The following is a 26,276-nucleotide window of genomic DNA, read 5'->3' as shown; positions in this document are numbered from 1 at the left end:
ACCTACCCTCCGCTATGCCACCCGCTGGGTCGCATGCTGTTGAATCAGTTTTTTCAGTTCCGGCAGGCAGGAACCGCAGTTGGTACCGCATTGCAGTTGCTCCCCCAGCGTCGCCGCGCTGTGGCAGCCTTGGCGTATCGCCGCAATGATGCGATTTTCACCCACGCCGAAGCAACTGCACACCGTGGCTCCGGGCGCCGTCTGCCCTGGGGCGCTGCGGCCGCCTAGCAACGCCAGACGCTGCGGACCGGTGTCCGGCGCATGGTCAAACGCCGCAAGGATCGCGCTGCGATCCAGCGTCGGCGCGTAGCGTCGGCTGTAAAAGGCCAGTTGCACTTCGCCCTGACGCCAACCGATCGCATGGAAGCCACGCTGTGCAAGTTCGGCGATTTGCAGCGTCAGGCCATCCAGCCCAAAGTGCTGTTGCAACCAGGCTGGCCAGTCGTCGATCTGCTGTTGGCCAGCCATGATGAAATGGTTGACCGACTGCTGCGTCACGCGGCTCCAATACACCCCACGCGGCGGCGCGGCGGCGTGGCGCAAGAAAATCTCCGCCTGCCAGCGGCTGTGCCAGCGACTGACACGCACCGGCGCATGCTTGCTTTCCGGCTGGCCGGAATCGGCGTCGACCACCGGCGGGATCAGGCTGTCCACCCGCCCCTGCGCGGTGAACTGCGCGTTCCAGTGCATCGGCACAAACAGGCTGCCGCGCCGTTGGCCTGCGCTGAGCTGCGCTCGCGCGATCATCCAGCCGTGTGGCGAGCTCAGGCGCACCAGATGGCCGTCATCAATACCCAACGGCACAGCATCCTGCGGATGGATCTCGCAAAACGGTTCGCTGATGTGACGCATCAACCGCGCGGCCTTGCCGGTGCGGGTCATGGTGTGCCACTGGTCGCGAATGCGCCCGGTGTTGAGCACCAGTGGATACTGTGCTGACGGCGCAGAATGCGGCAACCGCGGGGTAATCGGCAATAAGCGCGCCTTGCCGTCCGCATGCAAAAAGCGGCCATCGGCAAACAACCGTCGACAGCCCTGCGGGTGCTGCCTGTTGATCGGCCACTGCATGGGAGGCATCTGATACCACTGCTGGCGGCTGTACGCGGCCAATCCGCTGATATCAAAAGCGCGGCTACCGTGGTTTTCAAAGCCGGACAGCGCCGCATGCTCGCGGAAAATATCGGCCGGATGCTGGTAGGCAAACGCGTCGGCAAACCCCATGCGCGCCGCAACCTGACTGATGATCCACCAGTCTGCTTTTGCTTCGCCAGGCGCAGGTAAAAAAGCGCGCTGGCGTGAAATGCAGCGCTCTGAATTACTGACGCTGCCTTCTTTTTCCCCCCAGGCCAACGCCGGCAGGCGAATATGCGCCAGCGCGGCGGTATCGGTGGCGGCCATAACGTCAGAAACCACCACCAGCGGGCAGTCTTTTAACGCCTGCCGCACTACGTCGGCGTCCGGCAGCGATACCACCGGATTGGTGCCCATGATCCACACCGCCTTCACCTGTCCGGCGGCCACCGCGCGGAACAACGCTACCGCGTTCAAGCCGGGCTGGCGCGCCATCTGCGGCGAGCGCCAAAAACGCTGTAGCCGGTCAGTGTCTGCTGCGCTGAATCCCATATGCGCCGCCAACTGGTTGGCCAGCCCGCCCACCTCGCGGCCTCCCATCGCATTCGGCTGACCGGTAATCGAAAACGGCCCGCAGCCCGGCTTGCCGATGCGCCCACCCGCCAGATGCAGGTTGATAATGGCGTTGCATTTATCCGCCCCGCTAGAGGACTGATTAATGCCCATCGAATACAGCGTCAGCCAGTTTTCCGTTCCGGCCAGCAGGCGGTAAAACGCCATCACCGCGTTGAGCGGCAAACTGCAGAACTCGGCCACCCGTGCTGGCGTCCATGATGCAGCGGCAGCCAGCGTAGCGGACGCACCGAGGGTATGACGCTGCAGGAAATCCTGATCCAGCCGCTGCTGCTGCGCCAGCCAGTGCAGCGCCCCGTTGAACAATGCGGCGTCGCTGCCGGGGCGCAGCGGCAGATGCAAATCGGCACCGTCGCAGGTCGCGGTTTCACGCGGGTCGATCACCACCACTTTCATCTGCGGTCGCCGACGACGCGCCGCGCTCAGCCGCTGGTAGGCCACCGGGTGCGCCCAGGCGGTATTCGATCCGCACAGGATCACCAGATCCGCCAATTCGATATCCTGATAGCTGCACGGCACCGCGTCGCCGCCAAACGCCCGCTTATAACCCACCACCGCCGACGCCATGCACAGGCGGGAATTGGTGTCGATGTTGGCCGCGCCGATATAGCCTTTCATCAGCTTGTTGGCGACGTAGTAATCCTCGGTCAGCAACTGGCCGGAGGCATAAAACGCCACCGCCTGCGGGCCATGCTGCGCGATGATGCGGCTAAATCGCTCGGCTACCGCGTCCAGCGCCTGTGACCAACCGACGTTCTGGCCGTCTAGCTGCGGGTGCAGCAGGCGGCCATCAAGATCGAGCGTTTCCGCCAGCGCGCTGCCCTTGACGCACAGCCGCCCCTGATTGGCCGGATGGTTGGGGTCGCCGGCGACGCTGAACGTGCCATTCTGCTCGGCAATCGCCACGCCGCAACCCACGCCACAGTACGGGCAGGTGGTACAGTGCGCCGCGTTCACGATGTCGCTCCCGCCGTTTCCGGCTCGACAATAGCCGCCTGCATCGGCTGGCTGTATACCCGCACCCGCCCTTGTTCCACCCGCACCGGCCAGGCGGTAAGCCGCAATGAGGCATCATCGACGCTCACTCCGTCACGCAGGCGGAAACGCTGCTTGTACAACGGTGAAATCACCACCGGCTCGCCCGCCACGTCCCCCAACAGGCCACGCGCCAGCACGTTGGCGTCGCTGCCCGGCTCACGGTTGGCCAGCGCATAGACGCCGCTGCCCGGCAGATGGAACAGGGCAATCTGCTGGCCGTCGATCCGCGCGGCCATACCGCTGTGCGGCGGAATGTCGTCCAGCGAACAAATGTCTTCCCACCGCCCCTCGCGCGGCCGTGCCGGCTGCACCTCGAACGCCTGGCCGCGTTCTTCTGCGCCGGCCGGGCGGCGTTGCCCACGTTCCGCTTGCCAGACCACCGCCTCGTCCGGCTGCTCGCTGTTAACAAAGGCGCGGAACAGCTGCAAACGTTCCGGACTTGCCAGGGTGGTTTGCCATTCACACTGGTAACTGGTTACCACCGCCTGCATCTCGCTTTCCAGTTCGGCGGCGATGCCGAGACTGTCTGCCAATACCACCTCACGCAGGTAATCCAACCCGCCTTCAAGGTTATCCATCCAGGTGCTGGTACGTTGCAGCCGATCGGCGGTGCGAATATAAAACATCAGGAAACGATCGACGGTGCGGATCAGCGTTTCCGTATCCAGATCGCTGGCGAACAGATCGGCGTGACGCGGCTTCATACCGCCGTTGCCGCACAGATACAGGTTCCAGCCTTTGTCGGTGGCGATCACGCCGACGTCCTTGCTTTGCGCTTCGGCGCATTCACGCGTGCAGCCGGAAACCGCCATTTTGATTTTGTGCGGCGAACGCAGGCCTTTGTAGCGATTCTCCAGCGCAATGGCCAAAGCGGTGGAGTCCTGAACGCCGTAGCGGCACCAGTTGGAGCCGACGCAGGATTTCACCGTGCGCAGCGATTTGCCGTAGGCATGGCCGGTTTCAAACCCGGCGTCCACCAGCTGTTGCCAGATTTCCGGCAGCTGTTCCAGGCGGGCGCCGAACATGTCCACCCGCTGACCGCCGGTTATTTTGGTGTACAGCTGATAACGTTGCGCAATCTGGCCGATGGCGATCAGCCCCTGCGGCGTGATTTCTCCTGCCGGCACCCGCGGCACCACCGAATAGGTACCGTCTTTTTGAATATTGGCGAAGAATCGGTCGTTGGTGTCCTGCAGGGGCAAATGCTGCGGTTTGAGCAGATATTCGTTCCAGCACGATGCCAGAATCGAGCCAATCAGCGGCTTGCACACTTCGCAGCCGTGACCGTGGCCGTGTCTGGCCAACAGCTGTTCGAACGTGCGAATATCGCCGACCCGCACCAGGTGATACAGCTCCTGACGCGAATAGGCAAAGTGCTCGCAAAGGTCTTTTTTCACCGTCGCGCCACGCGCGACCAGTTCATGATCCATCACCTGCTTTACCAACGCCGCGCAGCCGCCGCAGCCGGTTGCCGCCCGGGTGCAGGACTTCACTGCCGCCAGATCGGCGCAGCCTTGCTCTACCGCCGTACTGATGTCGCCCTTGCTGACGTTATGGCAGGAGCAAATCTGTGCGCTGGCCGGCAAGGCGGCCACGCCAAGCGCTTTCGGCGCTGCGCCGCCGGTGGCCGGCAGGATCAGGCTTTCCGGTGCGGACGGCAGCGGCAGCGCGTTCAGCATCAGTTGCAACAGCGTACTGTATTCGGCGCTGTCGCCCACCAGCACCGCCCCCAGCAGACGTTTGCCGTCGCCGGACACCACCAGCTTTTTGTACACCTCGGCCGGGCCGTCGACCCAGCTGTAGCTTTGGCTGTCGGCGGTGCGGCCATGCGCGTCACCGATCGAAGCCACCTCCACGCCCAGCAGTTTCAGTTTGGTGCTCATATCCGCACCGCAGAACGCGCTATCGCGTCCGGCCAGCGTATCCGCCAGCGTGCGTGCCATCTGGTAGCCCGGCGCCACCAGGCCAAAAATCTGTCCGTTCCACAAGGCGCATTCGCCGATGGCAAAAATGGCGTCGTCGCTGGTACGGCACCGATCGTCGATCACGATACCGCCACGAGGCCCCAGCGTCAGCTCGGCGTCGCGCGCCAGGTTATCGCGCGGCCGAATGCCGGCGGAAAACAGGACCAAATCGGCCTCCAACCGCTCACCGTCAGCAAAATCAAGACTGTGACGGTGTAACAAACCGTCATTTATCGCCCGCGTTTCCTTGCCGGTGTGCACGCTGACGCCCAACGCTTCGATCTTTTTACGCAGCATGGCGGCACCGCCGTCATCCAGTTGCACCCCCATCAGCCGCGGTGCAAACTCCACCACGTGGGTCTTCAGCCCCAGCTGCTGCAAGGCATTGGCGGCTTCCAACCCCAGTAACCCCCCGCCGATCACCACGCCCACCTGCGCGTTTTTGGCGCTGTCGGCGATGGCCGCCAGGTCGTCCAGCGTACGGTAAACCAGGCAGCCTGATCGTTGATTGCCAGCGATCGGCGGTACAAACGGGTAAGAACCGGTAGCCAGCACCAACTGGTCATAGGCGGTTTCGCGGCCAGCGGCGTCAATTACGCACTTGCGTTGTCGATCGATGGCGCACAGCTGCTGGCCAAGCCGCAGTTCAATACCACTACGCTCGAAGAACCCCTCCTCCACCATCGACAAGGACTGCGCGCTTCGCCCGGAGAAAAATTCAGACAGGTGGACGCGGTCATACGCCGCCACCGATTCTTCGCCAAACACCACAATGTGGTAGCGCAGGTGCAGTTGGCGTGCCACCAGCTGTTCCAGAAAATGATGGCCAACCATGCCGTGACCGGCAACCAGCAAAACGGGCTTGTGCATTTCGGATGTCCTCTCGCTCACCGCCTGTGCGGCTTCGGGTTCGGTATTGCCAAACAGCAGCGCCGCCGGGTCGTTGACCGGCTGGCCCAACTGCCGCAAATAAAATTGACTGTCGCTGACGTCGCCATACAGCAGCACACCGTCAAGGATGCCGTCGCGCACCAGCAGACGGCGGTAATGTTGTGCCTGCGGATCCTCGGCATAATGAATCTCGGCCCCGTTGTTTGGTTCAATCTCGCCAGCGCACAGCATGTCGATGCCGCTGACCTTGAGACGGGTGTGCAACGGTGCGGGCCGGTACGGCGCCACCGTCTGCCCGGCCAGCCGCTGAGCCAGTAACGCCGCCTGTTGCCAGCATGGCGCCACCAGGCCAAAGGTGGTGTCACCCAGTTGACTGCATTCGCCGACGGCATAAATCGCCGCATCGCTGGTGCGCATGGCCGGGTCGACAATAATGCCGCGCTGGCAGGTCAGCCCGGCCTCGCGCGCCAGCCGCACCGCTGGCTGTACCCCGGCGGCCACCACCACCAGATCGCAGGCCAATTGCTCACCGGTGCTCAGCGTGGCGGCCTGGACCTGCGCCGCGCCATGGAAGGCGCTGACCTGGCAATCGACCTGACAATCGATGCCGCGCGTCGCCAGATTGCGCTGCAACATCAGCGCCGCCCTGGCGTCCAGCTGACGCTCCATCAGGTAATGACCACGGTGCACCACCGTGCAGCGCATACCGCGCACCGCCAGCGCTGCCGCCGCCTCAATGCCCAGCACCCCGCCGCCGACCACCAGCGCCCGGCCGTCGGGACGGCAGTGGCCAAGCATCGCCTGTACGTCGTCCAGGTTACGAAAACCGTATATGCCGGGCAGCGCGATCCCCGGCGTCGGCGGCAGCCAGGGGTGCGAACCGGTGGCCAGCACCAGCAGGTCATAGGCTACGCAGCGCCGCGCGGTGGTCACCCGTTTCGCCTGCCGGTCAATCGCCAACGCCGCTTCCCCGGCCAGCAGCCGTACCCCCTGCTCGGCATACCAGGACAGGGGGTGCAGCACGGTATCGTCAAACGCCTTCTCGCCCGACAGCACCGGCGAAAGCAGGATGCGGTTATAGTTGCCGCGCGGCTCTGCGCCGATCACCGTGATGGCGTAACGCTGCGGCGCCAGTTGGCAGAGGGTTTCCACCAGCCGCATGCCTGCCATACCATTGCCTATCACCACCAATCGTTGTTGCCTCATCGTGCCGCTCCTCTGTGCGCCAACGCAGCGTGGCTTATGCCGCCTTGGCGTGTTTTTCGTACAGGAACGTCAACACCTGCTGGCGGTAATGGTGATAGGCCGCATCGTCCGCCAATGCCACGCGCGAACGAGGACGCGGCAGTTCCACCGACAGGATTTCACCGACGGTGGCCGCCGGACCGTTGGTCATCATCATCACCCGGTCGGACAACAGCACCGCTTCGTCAACGTCATGGGTAATCAGCACTATGGTGGTATGCAGTCGCTGTTGAATTTCCATCACCGCGTCCTGCAAATGCGCGCGGGTCAAGGCGTCCAGCGCGCCAAACGGTTCGTCCATCAGCAGCACTTTCGGCTTCATCGCCAGCGCGCGGGCAATACCGACACGCTGTTTCATGCCGCCGGAAATTTCGTTCGGCCGTTTATGCAACGCATGCCCCATGTGCACCAGTTCGAGGTTATGTTCGATCCAGTCACGCATTTCGCTTTTGTTCATCTGCTGGCGGAACACCTGATGCACCGCCAGCGCCACGTTTTCATAGGTAGTCAGCCACGGCAGCAGCGAATGGTTCTGAAACACCACGCCGCGCTCGGGACCGGGGCCGACGATCTGCTGGTTGTCGCACAGCAACACGCCGTCGCTCGGCAGCGTCAGGCCAGCGATCAGGTTGAGCAACGTCGATTTGCCGCAGCCGGAATGGCCAATCAGGCTGACGGTTTCCCCCGGCTGAATATCAAAACTCACCTGCTGCAACGCGATAAATTCACCCTGCGGGGTATTGAACCGCTGGCTGACGTTCTGCACCTGGATAATCGGTTTCATGGCGCACTCCTTAATGGTTTTGATAGCTAAAACGTTTGGCCAGCAGCATCAGTCCCTGCTCGAGCAATAGCCCGACCACGCCAATCACTACAATGGCGATGATGATGTTTTCCACGTTGAGGTTGTTCCACTCGTTCCAGATCCAAAAGCCGATGCCAACGCCGCCGGTCAGCATTTCTGCCGCCACAATCACCAGCCAGGCAATGCCGATCGACAGACGCACGCCGGTTAACACAAACGGCAGCACCGCCGGGAACAGGATCTTGCGCATCACCGTCCACTCCGACAGCTTCAGCACCCGCGCCACGTTAAGGTAATCTTGCGGAATGCGCGTCACACCTTCGGCGGTGTTGAGGATCATCGGCCAGATCGAACAGATGAAGATGGTCCAGGTCGACGCCGGTTCGGCACGCTGAAACAGCAGCAGGCCGATAGGCAGCCAGGCCAGCGGGCTAACCGGACGTAACAGGGAAATGATCGGATTCAGCATCTGCGCCAGAAACGCGAAGCGCCCCAGCAGAAAACCGGCGGGAATGCCAACCAATGCCGCCAGGCCAAAGCCGGTCGCCACCCGCTGCAACGAGGCCAGCACGTTCCAGCCGATACCCTGATCGTTTGGCCCGGCCGAATAAAACGGATCGGCAAACAGCGTCAGCGCCGCCTGCCAGGTGGCCAGCGGCGTTGGAAAGCCCTGGCTGTTGAGCGCGGCTATCTGCCACACCGCCAGCACCAGCACCATGCCCAACGCCGCTGGCACCACACGGCGAAACGCCTGCTGCCAGCGCAGGCTGCTGCGCGGTTTGCCGACCGGGGCCGAGGCAGGCAGCGCCACGGGCCTGGCCTCCTTCAGCGGGACAATCTGTGCGCTTACCGGCTGCGCGGGTTCAATTCGTTGTGCCAGATTCTTCATTGCCTACCTCTCAACGTTTAACAGCAAAACTGTTGGCATAGGCCGCCGGGTTGCTGCCGTCCCAGCGCTTGCCGTCGATCAGGGTGCTGGCGCGCATTTCGCTGGCCGGCAGATTGACGCCGCCAACGGCGGTTGCCGCCTGGCGATACACGTCGATACGGTTGATCTGCTTCGCCACCGCCAGATAGTCCGGTTCGGCGCTCAACAGCCCCCAGCGTTGCTGCTGGGTCAGGAACCACATGCCATCGGACAGATACGGGAAGCTGACTTCGCCATCGTGGAAAAAGCGCATGCCATGCGCGTCCTGCCAGCTGTTGCCCAGGCCGTTGTCATACTTGCCGAGCATGCGGCCGGTGATGATCTCGGGTCGGGTGTTGATATAGGCGCGCCCCGCCACCACCTGCGCGGTTTGCTGGCGGTTGGCGTCGGAACTGTCGATCCAGCGGGCGGCATCCAGCACCGCCGCGGTCAACGCCCTGGCGCTGTTCGGGTTGTCGCTGACCCAGGCAGCGCGGGTGCCCAGCACTTTTTCCGGATGATCCGGCCAAATCTGCTGTGTGGTGACCGCGGTGAAACCGATGTCTTCGGCAATCGCCCGCTGGTTCCACGGTTCGCCAACGCAGAAGCCGCTCATGTTGCCGATCTTCATGTTCATCACCATTTGCGGCGGCGGCACCACCACGTTGCGCACATCGTTGAACGGGTGAATGCCGGCGTTGGCCAGCCAGTAATACAGCCACATGGCGTGAGTGCCGGTCGGGAAGGTTTGCGCGAAGGTATAGGTGCCCTTGGCGCTGGCATCGAGGTGTTTTTTCAGCGTGGCCGCATCGGTAACGCCGGCCTGCTTGAACTGATTGGATAAGGTGATCGCCTGGCCGTTATTGTTGAGCGTCATCAGCACCGCCATATCATGCTGCGGCCCGGCAGCCCCCAGTTGCAGCCCATAAATCATGCCGTACAGCGCGTGCGCGGCGTCCAGCTCGCCGGACAGCAGCTTGTCGCGCACCGCTGCCCAGCTGGCCTCTTTGCTCGGGATGATTTTGATGCCGTATTTTTCATCAAACTTGTTCACCGCCGCCATAACCACCGAGGCGCAATCGGTGAGCGGGATGAAGCCGACGCGGATCTCTTTTTTCTCCGGCGCGTCGGAACCCGCCGCCCAGGCTGTATTCATCAGGCCCGGCAGCAACATGCCGCCGCCCAGCGCTGCGCTGCCGACCAGAAAACGGCGGCGCGACAGTTTCATCCCGGAGTGTTTGGTGTGCGTCATCAGCAAATCCTTCACGCGTTGCGATAAAAAACAAAAAGGCGTCCCATCAGCACATTCCACCGTTGGGGTGAACGTGCTGAAAGGACGCCTTTATCCAATCTACCTGCGGCCCGTTGGCCGTTGGGTATCGTTGTTGCTCACTGAACCGCCATTGGCCCAGAGACAATCTGAGTAATGCAGCTTGCGTGCCAGATTTGCAACTGGCGGACTGGTGCGGGTTTTCTCTGCCTCGGCGCGGCTCTGCGGCCAGCGCGTGCACAATCCGGAGGCATTAGCTGCACTGACGGTGTGCATATACTCCCTAGGGAGTAAGGCTATTTTCCCGGCAGGATATCCGCTACCGCCAGCATGGCGCGGGCTATATCGATCAGCCGTTTGTTCTGATCCATCGCCATTTTGCGCAGCAGCTGGTGTGCGCCGTCTTCCGTCATGCCGCGATGCTGAATCAGCAGCCCCTTGGCGCGTTCGATTTCGCCACGCTCCTGCAAGGTGGCGCGGGTTGCCGCCAATTCTTGCGACAGCGCCTGCAGTCGCTGGGATTGCTGGCGGATCATCTCGACCATCGAGCGTCCCAGGCGCGGATTGATGCCGTCGCTGAGCATCGGTTCGCCCTGCGAGGCGGCGATAAACACCGTGTAGCCGTCAGCCTGCGGTTGCAACCGGCTTTGCAGCCCGCCAGCGTCTTGCGTCAGCGCGTCGCTGGCAGCGCTCAGCGCGGCGCGACAACCGGTCATCAGCGCCTCTTCCAGCCGATCCTCAATCTGCTTCATCAGATCGATACGCGCGGTGGTGATGTCGAACCAGCGCAGGCTGGTGTCGTTGCCATCGCCTGGCCGCGTCTGGGTGCAGGCAATGCGCCGCAGCCGTTCAAACTCCCGATCGTCCTGTTGCTGCATGCGCTGCCACTGGGCCAGCGACAACGGATCGGCAAATTCGCTAAAACTCTGAAAACAGCGTTCCTGACCGTCGATCAGCTGCAATAACTGCCGGTGTGCCTCGACGCTGAATTGCTGCGCGGCAAACCCGGCGGCGCCGATGGCACGCTCCTGCCCCGCCAGCTCTTTGCCCTGCATAAAACTGAACATGGCGATCAACCGGCGCGCAATCGCCGGATCGACGCAGGCGTCGGCGGCTTCAAACACCAGCGCCAACAGGCTGCGGATAATCTCGTTGAAGGTATGCATGGCATCCGGCTGGGCCAGCTGCTGCAACTGGATCTGACGGCGCAGCGTCGGCAGCGTGGTGAGGTTATGCAGCGCGCAGGCGATGCTGCTGAACAGCCGGCTGGCACCGGCCAAAGATGCGGCGTTGGCGTCCAGTTGCGCCAGCTGGCGCTGCACCGCCAACTCGGCCTGTTCGACGTCGCGGGTGCGTGCCGCCAACCGTTCGCCAAACAGCCCGCCGTGGGAACACAGATAGATATTTACCGTACCGCGCTCGCGTTGCAGCACGTGGATCAGTTGACTTATCCGTCCGACCAGTTGCCCCATTTGCAACAACTGTCGCAGCACGGTGATTTCACAGCGTTTCGAAGCCAGCAGAAAATCGCTGGCGCTGGGCGGAAAAGCAGGATTACGGCTCATGATGCAATTTCCGATTGGGGATAATACAGCGGATCCTGCAAAACCCGTGCCGTCGCAGCGCAGGCAACCCAAAGGCCACCGTCGCGGGCAGTGGCAGCGTGCTACGGCTGCCGGTCGGCATCAGCGACCGGCAGCCCATCACTCACCGCACATTGCCGCCATCAACTTGACAGCAGAGCGCTGCCGAGGGAGTCCTGACGGTCCTTGACGCCTGGCAAAACAAAGAAATAGCCGCCGCCAATCGGCTTGACGTACTCTTCCAGCGCCTCGCCGTTGAGGCGTTTTTGCACCGTCAAAAAACCCTTTTCCAAATCCGCCTGATAGCACACAAACAGCAGCCCCATTTCCAACTGCCCGGCATTGGACACCCCGAGCGAATAGCTATAGCCACGACGCAGCATCAGGTTGCTCTGGCTTGCCGGCGTGCGCGGGTTGGCCAGTCGAATATGCGCATCCATCGGGATGATCTCGCCGTGCGGGTCGTTGGCGTAATCGGGTTCGTCATGCTCGTGTTGCATGCCCAGCGGCGCACCGCTGTGCTTGTCGCGGCCAAAGATGGTCTGTTGTTCCTGCAACGGCGTACGGTCCCAAAACTCGACGTGGAAGCGGATAATACGCGCCGCCTGGTAACTGCCACCCACTGCCCAGGCGGGTTCTCCAGCGTCGTCGCCCACCCACACCACTTTGTCCATCAATGGCGTGTCGCTGGTTTTGGGATTGGCGGTGCCGTCCTTGAAGCCCAGCAGATTGATCGGCGTTTCCTTGCCTTTGCTGCGCGCCGCATGGGTGGAAATAAAGCCCTCGCGCTTCCAGCGTACGCTGAGCAGATCCGGCGCATGCTTGATAATATCGCGCAACGCGTGGATCACCGTTTCATGGGTATTGGCGCAAATCTGCAACAGCAGATCGCCATGACACAGACTGGCATCGAGCGAATCGTTGGGGAAACGCGTCATGCGCTGCAAACGCAGCGGTTTTTGCGCCGCCAGCCCGAAACGCGCATCAAACAGCGAGGCGCCGACCGATACCGTAATGGTCAGGTTATCCGGGTAAATCTCCGGCCCCATGATGCCGGAATCCAGCGGCGGCAGCTTGGCGTCCACCTCCGGCGCCTTGCCACCATGGGTCAGAAACGCAATGCGGTCGGTCAGCAACCGGAATAACCGCGCCAGATCCTGGCGGTTGGTGGCCAGCACGTCGAACGCCACCAGCATCATTGCCGCCTGCTGCGGCGTCACTACTCCGGCCTGATGCTGGCCGTAAAACGGCTGCGTTTGCCAGCGTTCATCCCGGGGTTCGACGCTGGCGGCAGCACGATCGGCGGCACGCGCCAGCGGGTTGCCCCCCAGCGCCAAGGCGCCGCTCACCATGCCCATCCCCAGCAGCAAACGGCGACGCGATGGCGACGCGGCCTCCTGCGGTTGCGAATGCGGCCCGTCCTGCGGGCCGACGATTTGCTTGCTCATCGCCCGTTGCCTCAATCCAGTCCCAACACGCCGCGCAACTGCGACAAATCTTCCGCCAGCGCGGTGATTGGTCCCTTCAACGCGTTGCGATCGGCATCGGTCAGTTTTTCATAAGAGGCGTAGCCGTCCCCGATTTTGTATTTCGCCAGCACGCCGTCGACGGTTTTGAAGTTGGCGTCAATTTTGGCCAGCAGCGCTCCATTGGCCTTGATCAGCAATGGGCGCAACAGGTTGACTATCTTCTGCGCGCCATCGACATTGGCCTGGAAATCCCACAGATCGGTGCGGCTGTAACGGTCCTCTTCGCCACTGATTTTACTGGCGGCCACTTCCTCGATCAGACCCGCTGCGCCGCCCACCACCTTGCTCGGTGGGAACGTCAGACCGGTAATGCGTTTTTGCAGTTCGACGGTGTCTCGGTACAGGCGATCGGCGTAATCGTTCATGCCGTTGGTGGTGTTATCGGCGAACAGCGCCTTTTCCAAACGGTGGAAGCCGGTGAAGTTGGGATCTTCGGCCTTTTTCTCGTAATCGTCTTCACGGGCGTCGATACTGCCGTCCAGATCGGAGAACAGTTCGGCGATCGGTTCGATACGCTCATAATGCTGCCGCGTCGGCGCATACAGCGTGCGCGCTTCTGCCAGATTGCCGGCCTTGACCGCATCGGTAAACCGTTTGGTCTGTTTGACCAGGCCATCGACCTCTTGGCTGACGTAGACCTTGTATTCGGCAATCGGCCCCACCAGATCCAGCACGCTCGGCTTGCCGTCACCGGCGGTGGCGGCCGCAGTCACCGTCAGTTTGCCCTTCGGATTGCTGAGCAGACCACAGGTCATGTCATACTCGCCGGGCTCGAGGTTGGCGGTCATTTTTTGCGTGAACCCCGGCGCAATATTTTCTCGCTCTTCCACCACCATCACGCCTTTGAGAATTTCCCATTCCAGGTTTTTCTGGCTGGCATTATGCACCACGAACTGGGTTTTGCCGGCCGACACGCTCAGTTGCATCGGCTCGCACTGCTTGTCGTTAACGCTAATCTTCACCTGCGGCACATCGGCCGCCGAGGCGCCGACGCTGAACGCCAACGCCGGTGCGGCCAGTAATGCGGCATGTAATGCCTTACGGCGGAATTGAGTCGTCATGCAAGATTCCCTGTTAAAGTTAATGGTTGATTTTACGTTGTGCCGCCACCGTGGCCGCGGCCGCACGCGGCGGCAGCAAAAAGCACACCAGTGCCGGGATCAGGTAGAGGAAATACACCGCCACTTCGCTGACCGACGGCGCTTCCTGATAGCCGAACATGCCCTCAAGCAGCGTGCCAAACAGCGAATGGGTGGAAAGCGTGGCGCTGAGATCGAATGCCACGGCCTGAAAGTGGTTCCACAGTCCCGCTTCGTGGAAGGCGCGGATCGCACCGGCCGCCAGACCGGCGGCGACAAACAGAATCAACAGGCTGGTCCATTTGAAGAATTTCGCCAGGTGCAGCTTGACCCCGCCCCAGTAAATCATCATGCCCAGCGCCATGGCGCAGACCAGGCCGAGTACCGCGCCGATCGGCGCGCCGATGCCCACATCCTGCTGGAACGCCGCCAGCAGGAAGAACACCGACTCCAGCCCTTCGCGCGCCACCGCAAAGAACACCATGGCAATCAATGCCCAACTCTGTCCCCTGCCAGACGCCAGCGCGTTGTCGATAGCCCCTTCCAGATGCACTTTCACCGAGCGGGATACCTTGCGCATCCAAAACACCATATAGGTCAGGATCAGCACCGCCACCACCGCCACCAGCCCCTCAAACAGCTCCTGCTGTTTCTGCGGGAATTCGCCGGTGGTTTCATTGATGAAGATCCCCAGCGCCAGGCACAGCGCGGCAGCGGCGATCACCCCAACCCACATGGCACCAAGCCATTGCCCGCGCTGGGTGCGCTTGAGGTAGCTGGCGATCAGACTGACGATCAGCGCGGCCTCAAGGCCCTCACGGAACATGATAAGAAAGGGTACAAACATAGGTTAACAACCTCTGAGATGACGACGATCGTCGATTGGCCGGCGAGAAATTCGGCGGTCGTTAATGTAAAGAAAAGTAAACCAGAACGATAGTGATTATCATTCTCTCAAGCAGAAATACAAGTGTGCGAAGGGTGATTTTTTCTTATCAAATTGTCGCCAGTTGTAACCATCGTGGATGAACCACCTTGCGCCAGGCTGACGCAGTCCATGCGGGTCACCGCCTGGAACCTGGCGATCGCCGGCGGCGGCATCATTGGCGATGTACTGTTGGATCGCCTTGGCGTCGGCGCGTTTTCGCCCGCATTGCTGGTGCTGCTGACGCGGGTATCGACCCGTGGTCAACACGCCTTTCCTGCCGTTCGCCGCTGAGCGCAACGGCGTTGCATCCCCAACCGTGGGCCAAAACGAAAAACGGCTCCATCAAGGAGCCGTTTCAATTTCGAGTAGAGCGCAGCTTAAACGGTTTTGAACTCCGCTTCCGCCTGGTCGAAACGTTCGGTGATGGTGGCGGACGGCTTACGCCCCATCAGGCTGACCAGCACAATAGCGATGCTGGCGAACAGGAAGCCAGGAATGATTTCGTACAGATCCAGCCAGGCATACTGCTTCCAGACCAGCACCGTCACCGCGCCCACCAGCATACCGGCCAACGCGCCGTTGCGCGTCATGCGCGACCACATCACCGAAATCAGCACCACTGGACCGAATGCCGCGCCAAAACCGGCCCAGGCGTAGCTCACCAGACCCAGTACACGGTTGTCCGGGTTGGCCGCCAGCGCGATGGCGATCAACGCCACCACCAGCACCATCAGACGCCCGACCCACACCAGCTCACGCTGGCTGGCCCCCTTGCGCAGGAAAGCCTTGTACAGGTCTTCGGTAATCGCGCTGGAACACACCAGCAGCTGGCAGCTCAGGGTACTCATTACCGCTGCCAGAATGGCCGACAGTAGAATACCGGCCACCCACGGGTTGAACAGCAGTCTCGCCAGTTCAATGAATACCCGCTCACCGTTCTGCGACACGTTGCCGGCCTGATCCGGGTTGTTGGCAAAATAGGCAATGCCGAAGAAACCGACCGCCACGGTACCAACCAGACACAGGATCATCCAGGCCATACTGATGCGACGGGCGCTGCGAATGGTACGGTGCGAATCCGCCGCCATAAAGCGCGCCAGAATGTGCGGCTGACCGAAATAGCCCAGCCCCCAGCCCAGCAGCGACAGGATGGCTACCAGATTCAGCCCCTTGAACATGTCGATATTGGCCGGGTTCTTGGCCTCGATCACCATCATGGAGGTGTCAATGCCGCCCACCGCCAGGATCACAAACACCGGCGTCAGGATCAGCGCAAAGATCATCAGGCTGGCCTGTACGGTATCGGTCCAGCTAACCGCCAGGAAACCACCGATAAAGGTATACAGAATGGTGGCTGCGGCGCCGGCCCACAGCGCCGTTTCATAACTCATGCCGAAGGTGCTTTCAAACAGGCGCGCACCGGCCACAATGCCGGAAGCACAGTAGATGGTGAAGAACACCAGAATAACGATGGCGGAAATCACCCGCAGCAGTTTGCTGTTGTCTTCAAAACGGCTGGTGAAGTAATCCGGTAGCGTCAAGGCATTGTTGTTGGCTTCGGTGTGTACCCGCAGGCGCCCCGCCACCAGTTTCCAGTTCAGATAGGCGCCTATGGTCAGACCGATGGCGATCCAGCTTTCGGAAATGCCAGACAGGAAAATCGCCCCGGGCAGTCCCATCAGCAACCAGCCGCTCATGTCGGAGGCGCCGGCAGACAACGCGGTCACCACGCTGCCCAGACTGCGGCCACCGAGGATATAGTCGTCAAAGTTATTGGTTGCCCGGTAGGCAAGCAGGCCGATCAGTACCATCCCGAATATGTACACCAGGAAGGTCACCAGCATAGGTGTGCTCATTGTCATAAACTCTCCACTCATTATTATTCGCTCTACGCTTTTTGCGCAGAATCGCGATGTATCATCATTTGCCCAACCGCCGGAACGAGGCGGAATGCGCATGTGCTGCGGGTAAAATAGTTTCAGCCCGGGAATATGAAACCGTTGGCTATCCTAGTTGACCCTTTCCAAAATCAACAACACTTTTAACAACAAAGTTACACAAAGTTTACCCTGCGTCACATTTAACCGCCTTATGGGTTGCACTCGCATCCTGCCAAAACGGTAGCACCTCTGCTGTTAGCAGCTATATCACTACCGCTGACGGTTGTACTGGCTGGCGCCTGATTTATGCAGCAAGAATCGTGCCGTGCTGCGATGTTAAAAAATCGAGTTGACTCACATTTCCCTCACTGGCCTGATTTAACAAGGTTGCACAAAGTTGCAACATGCAGGATATTGTCAGCATTCAAGACACACACAACACATCTCACGAACCTATCCCAACAGGCTAAGCTGGCCCGGTAATTGAATAGCCTGATGGGATAGGTTCTAAACACACAGGAGTTGGATTGGCATGGGCACTACCACAATGGGCGTGAAACTTGACGAGGCAACACGCGATCGCATTAAAAGCGCGGCACAGCGTATCGATCGCACGCCTCACTGGCTGATCAAGCAAGCCATTTTTAATTATCTTGAACGCCTTGAGAGCGGCTCCGATATTCCCGAAATTCCAGCACTGACTGTCGCCAACCAAAGTGACGCGGACGACATTATGCCGCAACCGCAGGAAGAGTCACACCAGCCGTTCCTTGATTTTGCAGAACAAATTCTGCCGCAGTCGGTCAACCGCGCGGCGATTACCGCCGCCTATCGACGCCCGGAGAGCGAAGTGGTGCCGATGTTACTCGAACAGGCGCGTTTACCCGCCGATCTTGCACAGGCCACGCATAAGATGGCCTACGGCATCGCCGAGAAGCTGCGCAACCAAAAGAGTGCACACGGGCGCGCCGGTATGGTGCAAGGCCTGCTGCAAGAGTTCTCGCTGTCGTCGCAGGAAGGCGTGGCGTTGATGTGTCTGGCGGAAGCGTTGTTGCGTATTCCCGACAAGCCGACCCGCGACGCGCTGATCCGTGACAAAATCAGCAACGGTAACTGGCATTCGCACCTGGGTCGCAGCCCTTCGCTGTTTGTTAACGCTGCCACCTGGGGCCTGCTGTTCACCGGCAAGCTGGTTTCCACGCATAACGAAGCCAATCTGTCACGCTCGCTGAATCGCATTATCGGCAAGAGCGGCGAACCGCTGATCCGCAAAGGCGTGGATATGGCGATGCGCCTGATGGGCGAGCAGTTCGTTACCGGCGAAACCATCGCCGAAGCGCTGGCCAACGCGCGCAAGCTGGAAGACAAGGGTTTCCGCTACTCTTACGACATGCTGGGAGAGGCCGCGCTGACCGAAGCCGACGCGCAGGCCTACCTGGTGTCCTATCAGCAGGCCATTCACGCTATCGGCAAAGCCTCCAACGGCCGTGGCATCTATGAAGGCCCCGGCATTTCCATCAAGCTGTCCGCGCTGCACCCACGTTACAGCCGCGCGCAGTACGATCGGGTGATGGAAGAGCTTTATCCTCGCCTGCTGTCACTGACGCTGCAAGCGCGCCAATATGACATCGGCATCAATATTGACGCCGAAGAAGCGGATCGTCTGGAAATCTCGCTCGATCTGCTGGAAAAACTGTGCTTCGAACCGCAGCTGGCCGGCTGGAACGGCATCGGTTTCGTGATCCAGGCCTATCAGAAGCGTTGTCCGTTCGCCATTGACGCGGTCATCGATATGGCGCAGCGCAGCCGTCGCCGCCTGATGATCCGTCTGGTGAAAGGCGCCTACTGGGACAGCGAAATCAAACGTGCGCAGGTTGACGGGCTGGAAGGCTATCCGGTGTACACCCGCAAAGTGTACACCGACGTCTCGTATCTGGCCTGCGCGCGCAAACTGCTGTCGGTGCCAAACCTGATTTACCCGCAGTTCGCCACTCACAACGCCCACACCCTGAGCGCCATCTACCATATGGCGGGCAATAACTATTACCCGGGACAATACGAGTTCCAGTGCCTGCACGGCATGGGCGAGCCGCTGTACGAACAGGTGGTGGGTAAAGTGGCAGACGGTAAACTGAACCGCCCATGCCGCATTTACGCTCCGGTCGGCACCCACGAAACGCTGCTGGCCTATCTGGTGCGCCGCCTGCTGGAAAACGGCGCCAATACCTCGTTCGTCAACCGCATCGCCGACGCCACGCTGCCGCTGGATGAACTGGTGGCCGACCCGGTGCTGGCGGTCGAAGCGCTGGCGGCAACCGAAGGCCAGCTTGGCCTGCCGCATCCGCGTATTCCGCTGCCGCGCGAGCTGTACGGTGACAAGCGCGTCAACTCCAGCGGTTTGGATCTGTCAAACGAGCAGCGTCTGGCGTCGCTTTCCAGCGCCCTACTCACCAGCGCGGTGCAACAGTGGCGCGCCGAACCGATCATTGATGCCGAGCTGGATCAGGGCGTCGAACAGCCGGTGATCAACCCGGCCGAGCCGAGCGACATCGTCGGTTATGTGCGCGAAACCACCGAAGACGAAGTCAGCCGTGCTCTGGACGCCGCCGCTGCCGCCGGGCCAATCTGGTTCGCGACCCCGCCGGAACAGCGCGCTGCGGTGCTGGAACGCGCAGCCGAACTGATGGAAAGTCAGTTGCAAAGCCTGCTGGGCATACTGGTGCGCGAAGCCGGCAAAACCTTTAATAACGCCATTGCCGAAGTGCGCGAAGCGGTTGACTTCCTGCATTACTATGCCGGCCAGGTGCGCGACGACTTTGCCAACGACAGCCATCGCCCGCTCGGCCCGGTAGTGTGCATCAGCCCATGGAACTTCCCACTGGCGATTTTCACCGGTCAGATTGCCGCTGCGCTGGCAGCCGGTAACAGCGTGCTGGCGAAACCGGCGGAACAGACTCCGCTGGTCGCCGCTCAGGCGGTGCGTATTCTGCTGGAAGCCGGCATTCCGCAAGGGGTGCTGCAATTGCTGCCCGGTCAGGGCGAATCGGTTGGCGCACGGCTGGTCAACGATGCGCGGGTGCGTGGCGTAATGTTCACCGGCTCGACCGACGTGGCAGGCATTCTGCAACGCAGTATCGCCGGTCGCCTGGATCCGCAGGGTCGCCCAACGCCGCTGATCGCCGAAACCGGTGGTCTGAACGCCATGATCGTCGACTCGTCGGCGCTGACCGAGCAGGTAGTGACCGACGTGGTGGCGTCGGCCTTTGACAGCGCCGGCCAGCGCTGCTCCGCGCTGCGTATCCTGTGCATTCAGGAAGACGTGGCGGAACACACCCTGCAAATGCTGCGTGGCGCAATGGCCGAATGCCGCATGGGCAACCCGGAGCGTCTGTCGACCGACATTGGCCCGGTGATCGATGCCGATGCCAAAACCGGCATTGAACGTCATATTCAGGCAATGCGTGCCAAGGGTCGCAAGGTGTATCAGGCTGCACAAAGCAACGCGCAGGACGAAAAGGAGTGGCCACGCGGCACCTTTATCAAACCAACGCTGATCGAACTGGAGAGCTTCGACGAGCTGCAAAAAGAGATCTTTGGCCCGGTGCTGCACGTGGTGCGCTTCCAGCGCGCCAACCTGGAAGCGCTGGTCGATCAGATCAACGCCGCCGGCTATGGCCTGACGTTGGGTATCCACACCCGTATCGACGAAACCATTGCGCGGGTTACCGAACGGGCCAAAGTGGGTAACCTGTACGTGAACCGCAATATGGTCGGTGCGGTGGTCGGCGTGCAGCCGTTCGGTGGCGAAGGCCTGTCCGGCACCGGACCCAAGGCCGGCGGTCCGCTGTATCTCTACCGCCTGCTGGCACACCGTCCAGAGGATGCGGTTCAGCGTACGCTGAACCGTCAGGACGCCGAACGCCCGCTGGAGGCCACCGTGCGCCCGGCGTTGCTGATGCCGCATCAGGCGCTGGAAAAATGGGCCACGGCGGAAAACCTGCGCGATCTGGCAACGCTGGCGCAACGCTATGCCGAGCTTGGCCAGGGCGGTACGGTACGTCCGCTGCCAGGCCCGACCGGCGAGCGCAATACCTACGCCCTGCTGCCGCGTGAACGCGTGCTGTGCCTGGCCGACAATGAAGCCGATGCGCTGACGCAGTTGGCAGCAGTGCTGGCGGTAGGCAGCCAGGCGCTGTGGGTCGATACCGAACTGCAACGCACGCTGTATCGCCGCCTGCCGGCCGACGTCCAGGCATGTATCCGCTTTAGCAAGGACTGGCAGAACGACAAGCTGGAGTTTGACGCGGCCATCTATCACGGAGACGCCGATCAGTTGCGCACCCTGTGTGAACAAATTGCCCAGCGCGGCGGTGCCATTGTCTCGGTGCAGGGCTTCGCGCACGGCGAAACCAATATCCTGCTGGAACGTCTGCTGGTCGAACGCTCGTTGAGCGTCAATACCGCCGCTGCCGGTGGCAACGCCAGCCTGATGTCAATCGGCTAACCTGCGTTTGCAGCCCAGGCTGCGATGATGGCGCATTAAACCCCATGCCGCCCGGTTAATCCCGGGCGGCATTTTTATTGGCAACGCTGGTAATGTTCGGTGTGACGCCATGGCGCGGCAGCGCGAGCGATGGTCTGACAACCTCACGGGCCGTTAACGTCGATAGGCGCGTGTGGTGTTCAGCGTCGGGGGCAAGCCAGGCGGCATCCCCCCTTGTCGGCTAAGCCGTCATCACTGGTTGAGGAACTTGTCGAGGAACTGCTGGGTGCGTTGATGCTGCGGATGGGTAAACAGCTCTTTGGCCGGTCCCTGCTCGACGATACGACCGTGATCCATAAAAATCGCCCGATCGGCGACGTCGCGGGCAAAGCTCATTTCATGGGTGACAATCACCATGGTGCGCTTCTCTTCCGCCAGCGCCCGGATGGTATTCAGCACCTCACCAACCAGTTCCGGGTCGAGAGCCGAGGTCGGTTCATCAAACAGAATCACTTCCGGCTGCATCGCCAGCGCGCGCGCGATCGCCACCCGCTGCTGCTGCCCGCCGGACAGACGCTTCGGATAGGCCGCCTCCTTGCCGTTCAACCCGACCTTCGCCAACAATGCGCGGGCACGTTGTTCCGCCGCGCCACGCGCTTCACCCTTGACGATCACTGGCCCCTCAATGATGTTTTCCAGTACCGAACGGTGCGGGAACAGGTTAAAGCTCTGGAAGACAAAGCCCACCTGCTGACGCAGCTCGCGCACCTGGTTTTTTTGCTTGCCCAGCGAGCGCGAACCGTCAATCTGGATATTGCCGACGCGAATGGTACCGGCATCCGGTACCTCCAACAGGTTGATGCTGCGCAATAGCGTGGTTTTGCCCGAACCGCTCGGCCCGATAATCGCCACCACTTCGCCAGAATTCACTTCAAGGTCAATACCGTGCAGTACCGTCTGGCCGTTAAACTGTTTGACCAGGCCTTTCACTTCGATGGCACTCATGCGTTATTCCTTATCCTGACGGTTTACATGCGCTTCCAGGCGGTTTTGCAGCGCGGACAGCAGCGTCGCCATCACCCAGTAAATCAGCGAAGCCGCCAGATACATGGTGAAAACCTCCAACGTACGCGAAGTGATCAGCTGTGCCTGACGGAACAGCTCCGGCACCTGAATGGTGGCCGCCAGCGAGGTGTCCTTCACCAGGCCGATAAAACTGTTACCCAACGGTGGCAATGCGGTGCGCGCCGCCTGCGGCAGGATCACCCGGCGCAGGGTTTGCCACGGCGTCATGCCGATGCTGGCGGCAGCTTCCCACTGCCCTTTGTCGATCGAGGCAATTGCCGCACGCAGCGTTTCAGAGGTGTAGGCCGCAGTGTTGAGCGACAGGCCGATCAGCGCCGCCGGAAACGGATCCAGTTCGATGCCGAACTGTGGCAGACCGTAGTAGATCATGAACAGTTGGGCTATCAGCGGCGTACCGCGAAACAGCGACACGTAGATACGTGACAGCCATGACAGCGGCCAAAAACGCGAAAGGCGCATCAGCGCCAATACGAAGCCCAACACCAGCCCCAACGCCATCCCCCCCAGACTGAGCTGGAGGGTAAGGATGGCGCCTTTCAATAAAAATGGCGCTGAATCCAGCGCCAGTTGAATACTTTCTTGCATTATTTAGTTACGTCCGCACCAAACCACTTATCAGAAATTTTTGCCAAAGTACCATCCTGTTGCATGTTGGCAATCGCCTGATCGATAGCCTTCAGCAACTCAGGGTTGTTTTTACGCAGCGCGACGCCCGACTCCTGCCGCGAGAACGCCGGGCCGGCTACCGCCAGCGTATCACCGGTTTTCTTCACCAGATCCAGCGCCGCCAGTCGATCGACCAGAATGGCATTGATACGGCCAACGCGCAGATCCTGATATTTGGTCGGATCGTCATCGTAGGTGCGCACGTCAACGCCCTGCACGTTTTCGCGCAGCCATTGCTCGTAGTTGGTCCCCAGACCGACGCCGACCTTTTTACCTTTCAGGTCTTCCGGCTTGGTGATACTGGCTTCGTTGCCTTTTTTCACCAGCGCCTGAATGCCGGAAACGGTATAGGGAGTAGAGAAATCGTACTTTTTCTTACGCTCATCGGAAATGGTCACCTGGTTGATCACCACGTCGATGCGCTTGGATTCCAACGAGGCCAGCATGCCGTCCCATTTGGTCGGGTTCAGCTTGGCTTTCACGCCCAGATGCTGCGCCAGAGCGTTGGCGAAGTCGACTTCGAAACCGGTCAGTTTGCCGTCTTCACCCTGGAAACTGAACGGCGGATAGGTTCCTTCCAAACCGACGATCAGCGTACCGCGCTGTTTGACCTGATCCAGCAGGTTTTCTGCGGCGAAGGTTTGCGCATTGATACCGGCGGTGAGCGTTACCGCCATTACACCCAGAAGCAATTGGCGTCGAACTTTGGAAAACATAATAAATACCCCGTATTTGGTGTTATCTTTTTTGATATCAGCACACTAACAACTCGGCTGACTTCTTGAAGGAATATTACCTAATAAATATAGTTCAAAAAGTTATATAACATAACTAGACGCACGGGTGATACGCAAACAGCGCCGGCGCCCCACCGGTATGCACGAACAGAATCGGACCTGCATGACGGTAGCGTTGCTGCGCAATGCCGTCGATCAGTCCGGCCATCGCCTTGCCGGTATACACCGGATCAAGCAAAATCCCCTCCTGCTGCGCCAGCAGTTGCACCGCCGCCGTGCCTTCATCGTTCGGCATACCGTACTGCGGGGCAAAATAGTCATCCCATAGCACGATCGACGCGGGTTCCCCCACGTGCAATAGCGCGCTCAATTCCTGCTGGATCTGCTCAACCTTGGGCAATTGCTGTTGCGCCGTGCGTGATACGGTGACCCCGATCAGCTCGCATTCAGGCAGCAGCTGTTGCAGGCCCACGGCCAGACCGGCATGGGTACCGGCGCTGCCAGAGGCCACTACCACCGAACCGAACGCTACCTCGCGAGCCTGCTCGGCAATTTCCAGTGCGCATTGTACATAACCCAGCGCCCCGAGGGCATTGGAGCCGCCGACCGGCACCACATAAGGGCGAAACCCCTGCGCTTCCAGCCGCGTCGCGACATCGGCCAATTGCCGTTGCGGATCGTCCAACGCGTCGCACATCTGCACCTCGACATTGAACAGATTCAGCAATAAGCGGTTACCGTTAGTCAGGTAGTTTTCCGCCTGGGTGGCGATCGGGTTTTCCAGCAGGGCAACGCAATGCAAACCGAGCTTTGCCGCCACGGCGGCAGTTTGCCGGACGTGATTGGACTGAATGGCGCCGGCGGTAACCAGCGTATCCGCCCCCTGACGCAAGGCATCTGCGGCTAAAAATTCGAGTTTTCTCAGTTTGTTACCGCCCATCGCCATCGGTGTGACGTCGTCACGTTTAATGTAGATTTCGCGGCCAAGGTAGTCAGAAAGGCGAGACAGCTTTTCAAGCGGGGTGGCGGGGCCAACAAAGTCGAGGCGCGGAAACTGCGCCAATTGCTGTTGTAGATTCACAGCGTCTCCCTGGGAGTGAATAGCAACGTGTAAACGTTAGATTTAGCAGATGTGGCTGCAATATTCACCTTTATTAACGATAGGGAAAAGCGTTTTGCCCCGGCCGAGACCGGGGCCACAGGCTAGTAGCGGTTTTGCCAGGCGAGGTACTGATCGTATTTGCGCAGCGCGATACGATAATTGTTATGCGCCGCACTGGGCAAATCGTCAATGATACGCTGGGGACTGACGCCGTTGGCGAACTGCTCAGCCGGGTAATTGCGCGCCACCAGCATTTCATCCAACCGCCGCAGACGCACCACGTATTCGCGCACCGTGCTGTGGCTCATTTCGGTCTGCTCGAACAGATATTGCTTGAACGACATGATGTCGAAATAGCTCGGCTGGCTGTTACAGGAGATCTCGCTGCAAAAACGGCACAGCGCCGTCAGTTCGGTTTGCACGGTTTGCCATACCTGGTCGTCGATCGGCTGGTCCATGCGCGCTATCGCTTCTTTATTGATTATCTTGCCGCGAAATACCAGCGCCATGCGATCCAACTGCTTGCCGCATTGCGAGCAATGGCTCTGGCTGTGTTTGAAATCTTTCAGATAACGGCTTAACGGCCGCTTTTTAATCATGGTTGCTGACATAGTACGGGTCCGGTTCTCAACATCGGGTTAAACATCAGGCATTGTTCGCCAGACGGGCGCGCAAACGCTTGATGGCCTGGCTGTGTAATTGGCTGACGCGCGACTCGCCTACCTCCAGAACCGCGCCAATCTCCTTCAGATTCAACTCTTCCTGGTAATACAACGTCAGTACCAACTTTTCTCGTTCCGGCAGGGCTTCGATAGCGTCGATCACCCGCTGGCGCAGACTCCCCTCCAGCAACTGATGCAGCGGATTGGCCTCTGCGTGCCCTTCCAGCAGCGGCTCGGCGCTTTCCCCCTGCTCTTCGCGCCATTCGTCATAGGAAAACAGCTGGCTGTTGTTGGTATCCATCAGGATCTGGCGATAGTCTGCGAGTGACATGTTCATCGCCTGCGCCACTTCCAGTTCGCCGGCCGGACGCCCCAACTGCTGCTCAAGCCGTTGCATGGCCTGCGCCACGTCACGGGCGTGACGCCGTACGCTGCGCGGTACCCAGTCACGGCTGCGCAGTTCGTCCAGCATCGCGCCGCGAATGCGCTGCACGGCATAGGTGGTGAAGGCGGTTCCCTGCAGGGCGTCGTAGCGTTCAACCGCGTTCAGCAACCCGATACCCCCGGCTTGCAGCAGATCGTCAAGCTCCACGCTGGCGGGTAACCTGACCTGCAGGCGCAACGCTTCATGGCGCACCAGCGGCACATAACGCAACCAGAGAGAATGTTTGTCCATCACGCCGTCGGCGGTATACAAATCGCTCACTATGTCTAAAA

18 protein-coding genes are annotated in these 26,276 nt (G+C 60.5%); 2 read left to right on the top strand and 16 right to left on the bottom strand.

Annotation, left to right across the window (positions count from 1 at the left end; all coding sequences use genetic code 11):
- Positions 1-12: 12 nt before the first annotated feature.
- The 9 genes from ACCC84_RS09110 to efeU form a co-directional block, all read right to left on the bottom strand.
- Positions 13-2,661 carry a nitrate reductase gene (locus tag ACCC84_RS09110; RefSeq protein ID WP_371901766.1) on the bottom strand — a complete coding sequence of 883 codons (2,649 nt, stop codon included), beginning with the start codon at positions 2,659-2,661 and terminating at the stop codon, positions 13-15.
- Positions 2,658-6,803, bottom strand: coding sequence for a nitrite reductase large subunit NirB (gene nirB / locus ACCC84_RS09105; protein ID WP_371901765.1), 4,146 nt, complete (start codon positions 6,801-6,803; stop codon positions 2,658-2,660). The genes ACCC84_RS09110 and nirB overlap by 4 nt, the downstream gene beginning before the upstream one ends.
- A 34-nt stretch (positions 6,804-6,837) precedes the next feature.
- On the bottom strand, positions 6,838-7,626 hold the full coding sequence (locus ACCC84_RS09100; protein WP_004961607.1) for an ABC transporter ATP-binding protein: 789 nt from the start codon (positions 7,624-7,626) through the stop codon (positions 6,838-6,840).
- A gap of 10 nt (positions 7,627-7,636) precedes the next feature.
- Positions 7,637-8,536 carry a nitrate ABC transporter permease gene (gene ntrB / locus ACCC84_RS09095; protein WP_004961604.1) on the bottom strand — a complete coding sequence of 300 codons (900 nt, stop codon included), beginning with the start codon at positions 8,534-8,536 and terminating at the stop codon, positions 7,637-7,639.
- A 10-nt stretch (positions 8,537-8,546) separates the two neighbouring features.
- Entirely contained in the window at positions 8,547-9,806 is a 1,260-nt protein-coding gene (locus ACCC84_RS09090; RefSeq protein ID WP_039991985.1) for a CmpA/NrtA family ABC transporter substrate-binding protein, read from the bottom strand.
- Positions 9,807-10,120: 314 nt separating this feature from the next.
- Positions 10,121-11,389 (bottom strand): nitrate regulatory protein, encoded by a 1,269-nt coding sequence (locus tag ACCC84_RS09085; RefSeq protein ID WP_004961598.1) that lies wholly within the window; start codon positions 11,387-11,389, stop codon positions 10,121-10,123.
- Positions 11,390-11,550: 161 nt separating this feature from the next.
- Complete coding sequence (gene efeB, locus ACCC84_RS09080) at positions 11,551-12,855, bottom strand: iron uptake transporter deferrochelatase/peroxidase subunit (RefSeq protein ID WP_004961591.1); 1,305 nt, start codon at positions 12,853-12,855, stop codon at positions 11,551-11,553.
- An 11-nt stretch (positions 12,856-12,866) separates the two neighbouring features.
- Positions 12,867-13,997, bottom strand: a complete 1,131-nt coding sequence (gene efeO / locus ACCC84_RS09075) for an iron uptake system protein EfeO (RefSeq protein WP_004961587.1) — start codon at positions 13,995-13,997, stop codon at positions 12,867-12,869.
- Positions 13,998-14,016: 19 nt separating this feature from the next.
- The gene (efeU, locus tag ACCC84_RS09070; RefSeq protein ID WP_004961582.1) at positions 14,017-14,862 is read right to left on the bottom strand and encodes an iron uptake transporter permease EfeU; all 846 of its coding nucleotides are present in this window, start codon (positions 14,860-14,862) and stop codon (positions 14,017-14,019) included.
- A 174-nt stretch (positions 14,863-15,036) separates the two neighbouring features.
- Between efeU and ACCC84_RS09065 the strand changes: the two genes are divergently transcribed.
- On the top strand, positions 15,037-15,234 hold the full coding sequence (locus tag ACCC84_RS09065) for a hypothetical protein (protein WP_071586671.1): 198 nt from the start codon (positions 15,037-15,039) through the stop codon (positions 15,232-15,234).
- 86 nt (positions 15,235-15,320) lie between these two features.
- Here ACCC84_RS09065 and putP read toward each other — a convergent pair whose 3' ends face one another.
- A complete protein-coding gene (gene putP, locus ACCC84_RS09060) occupies positions 15,321-16,805 on the bottom strand; it encodes a sodium/proline symporter PutP (RefSeq protein ID WP_198772917.1) in 1,485 nt (494 codons plus the stop codon).
- Between the two features lie 550 nt (positions 16,806-17,355).
- Between putP and putA the strand changes: the two genes are divergently transcribed.
- On the top strand, positions 17,356-21,327 hold the full coding sequence (putA, locus tag ACCC84_RS09055; RefSeq protein ID WP_371901764.1) for a trifunctional transcriptional regulator/proline dehydrogenase/L-glutamate gamma-semialdehyde dehydrogenase: 3,972 nt from the start codon (positions 17,356-17,358) through the stop codon (positions 21,325-21,327).
- 231 nt (positions 21,328-21,558) lie between these two features.
- Here putA and tcyN read toward each other — a convergent pair whose 3' ends face one another.
- The 6 genes from tcyN to ACCC84_RS09025 all read right to left on the bottom strand — a co-directional run bounded on the left by tcyN (position 21,559) and on the right by ACCC84_RS09025 (position 26,265).
- Positions 21,559-22,311, bottom strand: coding sequence for an L-cystine ABC transporter ATP-binding protein TcyN (gene tcyN / locus ACCC84_RS09050; RefSeq protein WP_004961572.1), 753 nt, complete (start codon positions 22,309-22,311; stop codon positions 21,559-21,561).
- Positions 22,312-22,314: 3 nt separating this feature from the next.
- The gene (gene tcyL / locus ACCC84_RS09045; protein ID WP_004961568.1) at positions 22,315-22,977 is read right to left on the bottom strand and encodes a cystine ABC transporter permease; all 663 of its coding nucleotides are present in this window, start codon (positions 22,975-22,977) and stop codon (positions 22,315-22,317) included.
- Positions 22,977-23,777 (bottom strand): cystine ABC transporter substrate-binding protein, encoded by an 801-nt coding sequence (gene tcyJ, locus ACCC84_RS09040; RefSeq protein WP_088499723.1) that lies wholly within the window; start codon positions 23,775-23,777, stop codon positions 22,977-22,979. The genes tcyL and tcyJ overlap by 1 nt, the downstream gene beginning before the upstream one ends.
- A gap of 112 nt (positions 23,778-23,889) precedes the next feature.
- A complete protein-coding gene (locus ACCC84_RS09035; protein WP_004961560.1) occupies positions 23,890-24,876 on the bottom strand; it encodes a D-cysteine desulfhydrase in 987 nt (328 codons plus the stop codon).
- A 122-nt stretch (positions 24,877-24,998) separates the two neighbouring features.
- Positions 24,999-25,508: a flagella biosynthesis regulatory protein FliZ gene (gene fliZ / locus ACCC84_RS09030; protein WP_039991982.1), complete on the bottom strand. Its 510-nt coding sequence runs from the start codon at positions 25,506-25,508 to the stop codon at positions 24,999-25,001.
- A 34-nt stretch (positions 25,509-25,542) separates the two neighbouring features.
- Complete coding sequence (locus ACCC84_RS09025; protein WP_004961554.1) at positions 25,543-26,265, bottom strand: RNA polymerase sigma factor FliA; 723 nt, start codon at positions 26,263-26,265, stop codon at positions 25,543-25,545.
- Positions 26,266-26,276 lie beyond the last annotated feature (11 nt).

The organism is Serratia odorifera, from assembly GCF_041448735.1.
Classification (GTDB): domain Bacteria; phylum Pseudomonadota; class Gammaproteobacteria; order Enterobacterales; family Enterobacteriaceae; genus Serratia_F; species Serratia_F odorifera.
The sequence above is the reverse complement of the archived record's forward strand: the minus strand, read 5'-3'. Positions and strand labels throughout refer to the sequence as shown.

Bases quoted from the DNA above. Each gene is read 5' to 3' on its own strand.
- fliZ (WP_039991982.1), bottom strand. From the start codon at position 25,508: ATGTCAGCAACCATGATTAAAAAGCGGCCGTTAAGCCGTTATCTGAAA.
- efeU (WP_004961582.1), bottom strand. From the start codon at position 14,862: ATGTTTGTACCCTTTCTTATCATGTTCCGTGAGGGCCTTGAGGCCGCG.
- ACCC84_RS09100 (WP_004961607.1), bottom strand. From the start codon at position 7,626: ATGAAACCGATTATCCAGGTGCAGAACGTCAGCCAGCGGTTCAATACC.
- nirB (WP_371901765.1), bottom strand. From the start codon at position 6,803: ATGAGGCAACAACGATTGGTGGTGATAGGCAATGGTATGGCAGGCATG.
- tcyN (WP_004961572.1), bottom strand. From the start codon at position 22,311: ATGAGTGCCATCGAAGTGAAAGGCCTGGTCAAACAGTTTAACGGCCAG.
- ntrB (WP_004961604.1), bottom strand. From the start codon at position 8,536: ATGAAGAATCTGGCACAACGAATTGAACCCGCGCAGCCGGTAAGCGCA.
- putP (WP_198772917.1), bottom strand. From the start codon at position 16,805: ATGACAATGAGCACACCTATGCTGGTGACCTTCCTGGTGTACATATTC.
- tcyL (WP_004961568.1), bottom strand. From the start codon at position 22,977: ATGCAAGAAAGTATTCAACTGGCGCTGGATTCAGCGCCATTTTTATTG.
- efeB (WP_004961591.1), bottom strand. From the start codon at position 12,855: ATGAGCAAGCAAATCGTCGGCCCGCAGGACGGGCCGCATTCGCAACCG.
- efeO (WP_004961587.1), bottom strand. From the start codon at position 13,997: ATGACGACTCAATTCCGCCGTAAGGCATTACATGCCGCATTACTGGCC.
- ACCC84_RS09090 (WP_039991985.1), bottom strand. From the start codon at position 9,806: ATGACGCACACCAAACACTCCGGGATGAAACTGTCGCGCCGCCGTTTT.
- ACCC84_RS09085 (WP_004961598.1), bottom strand. From the start codon at position 11,389: ATGAGCCGTAATCCTGCTTTTCCGCCCAGCGCCAGCGATTTTCTGCTG.
- putA (WP_371901764.1), top strand. From the start codon at position 17,356: ATGGGCACTACCACAATGGGCGTGAAACTTGACGAGGCAACACGCGAT.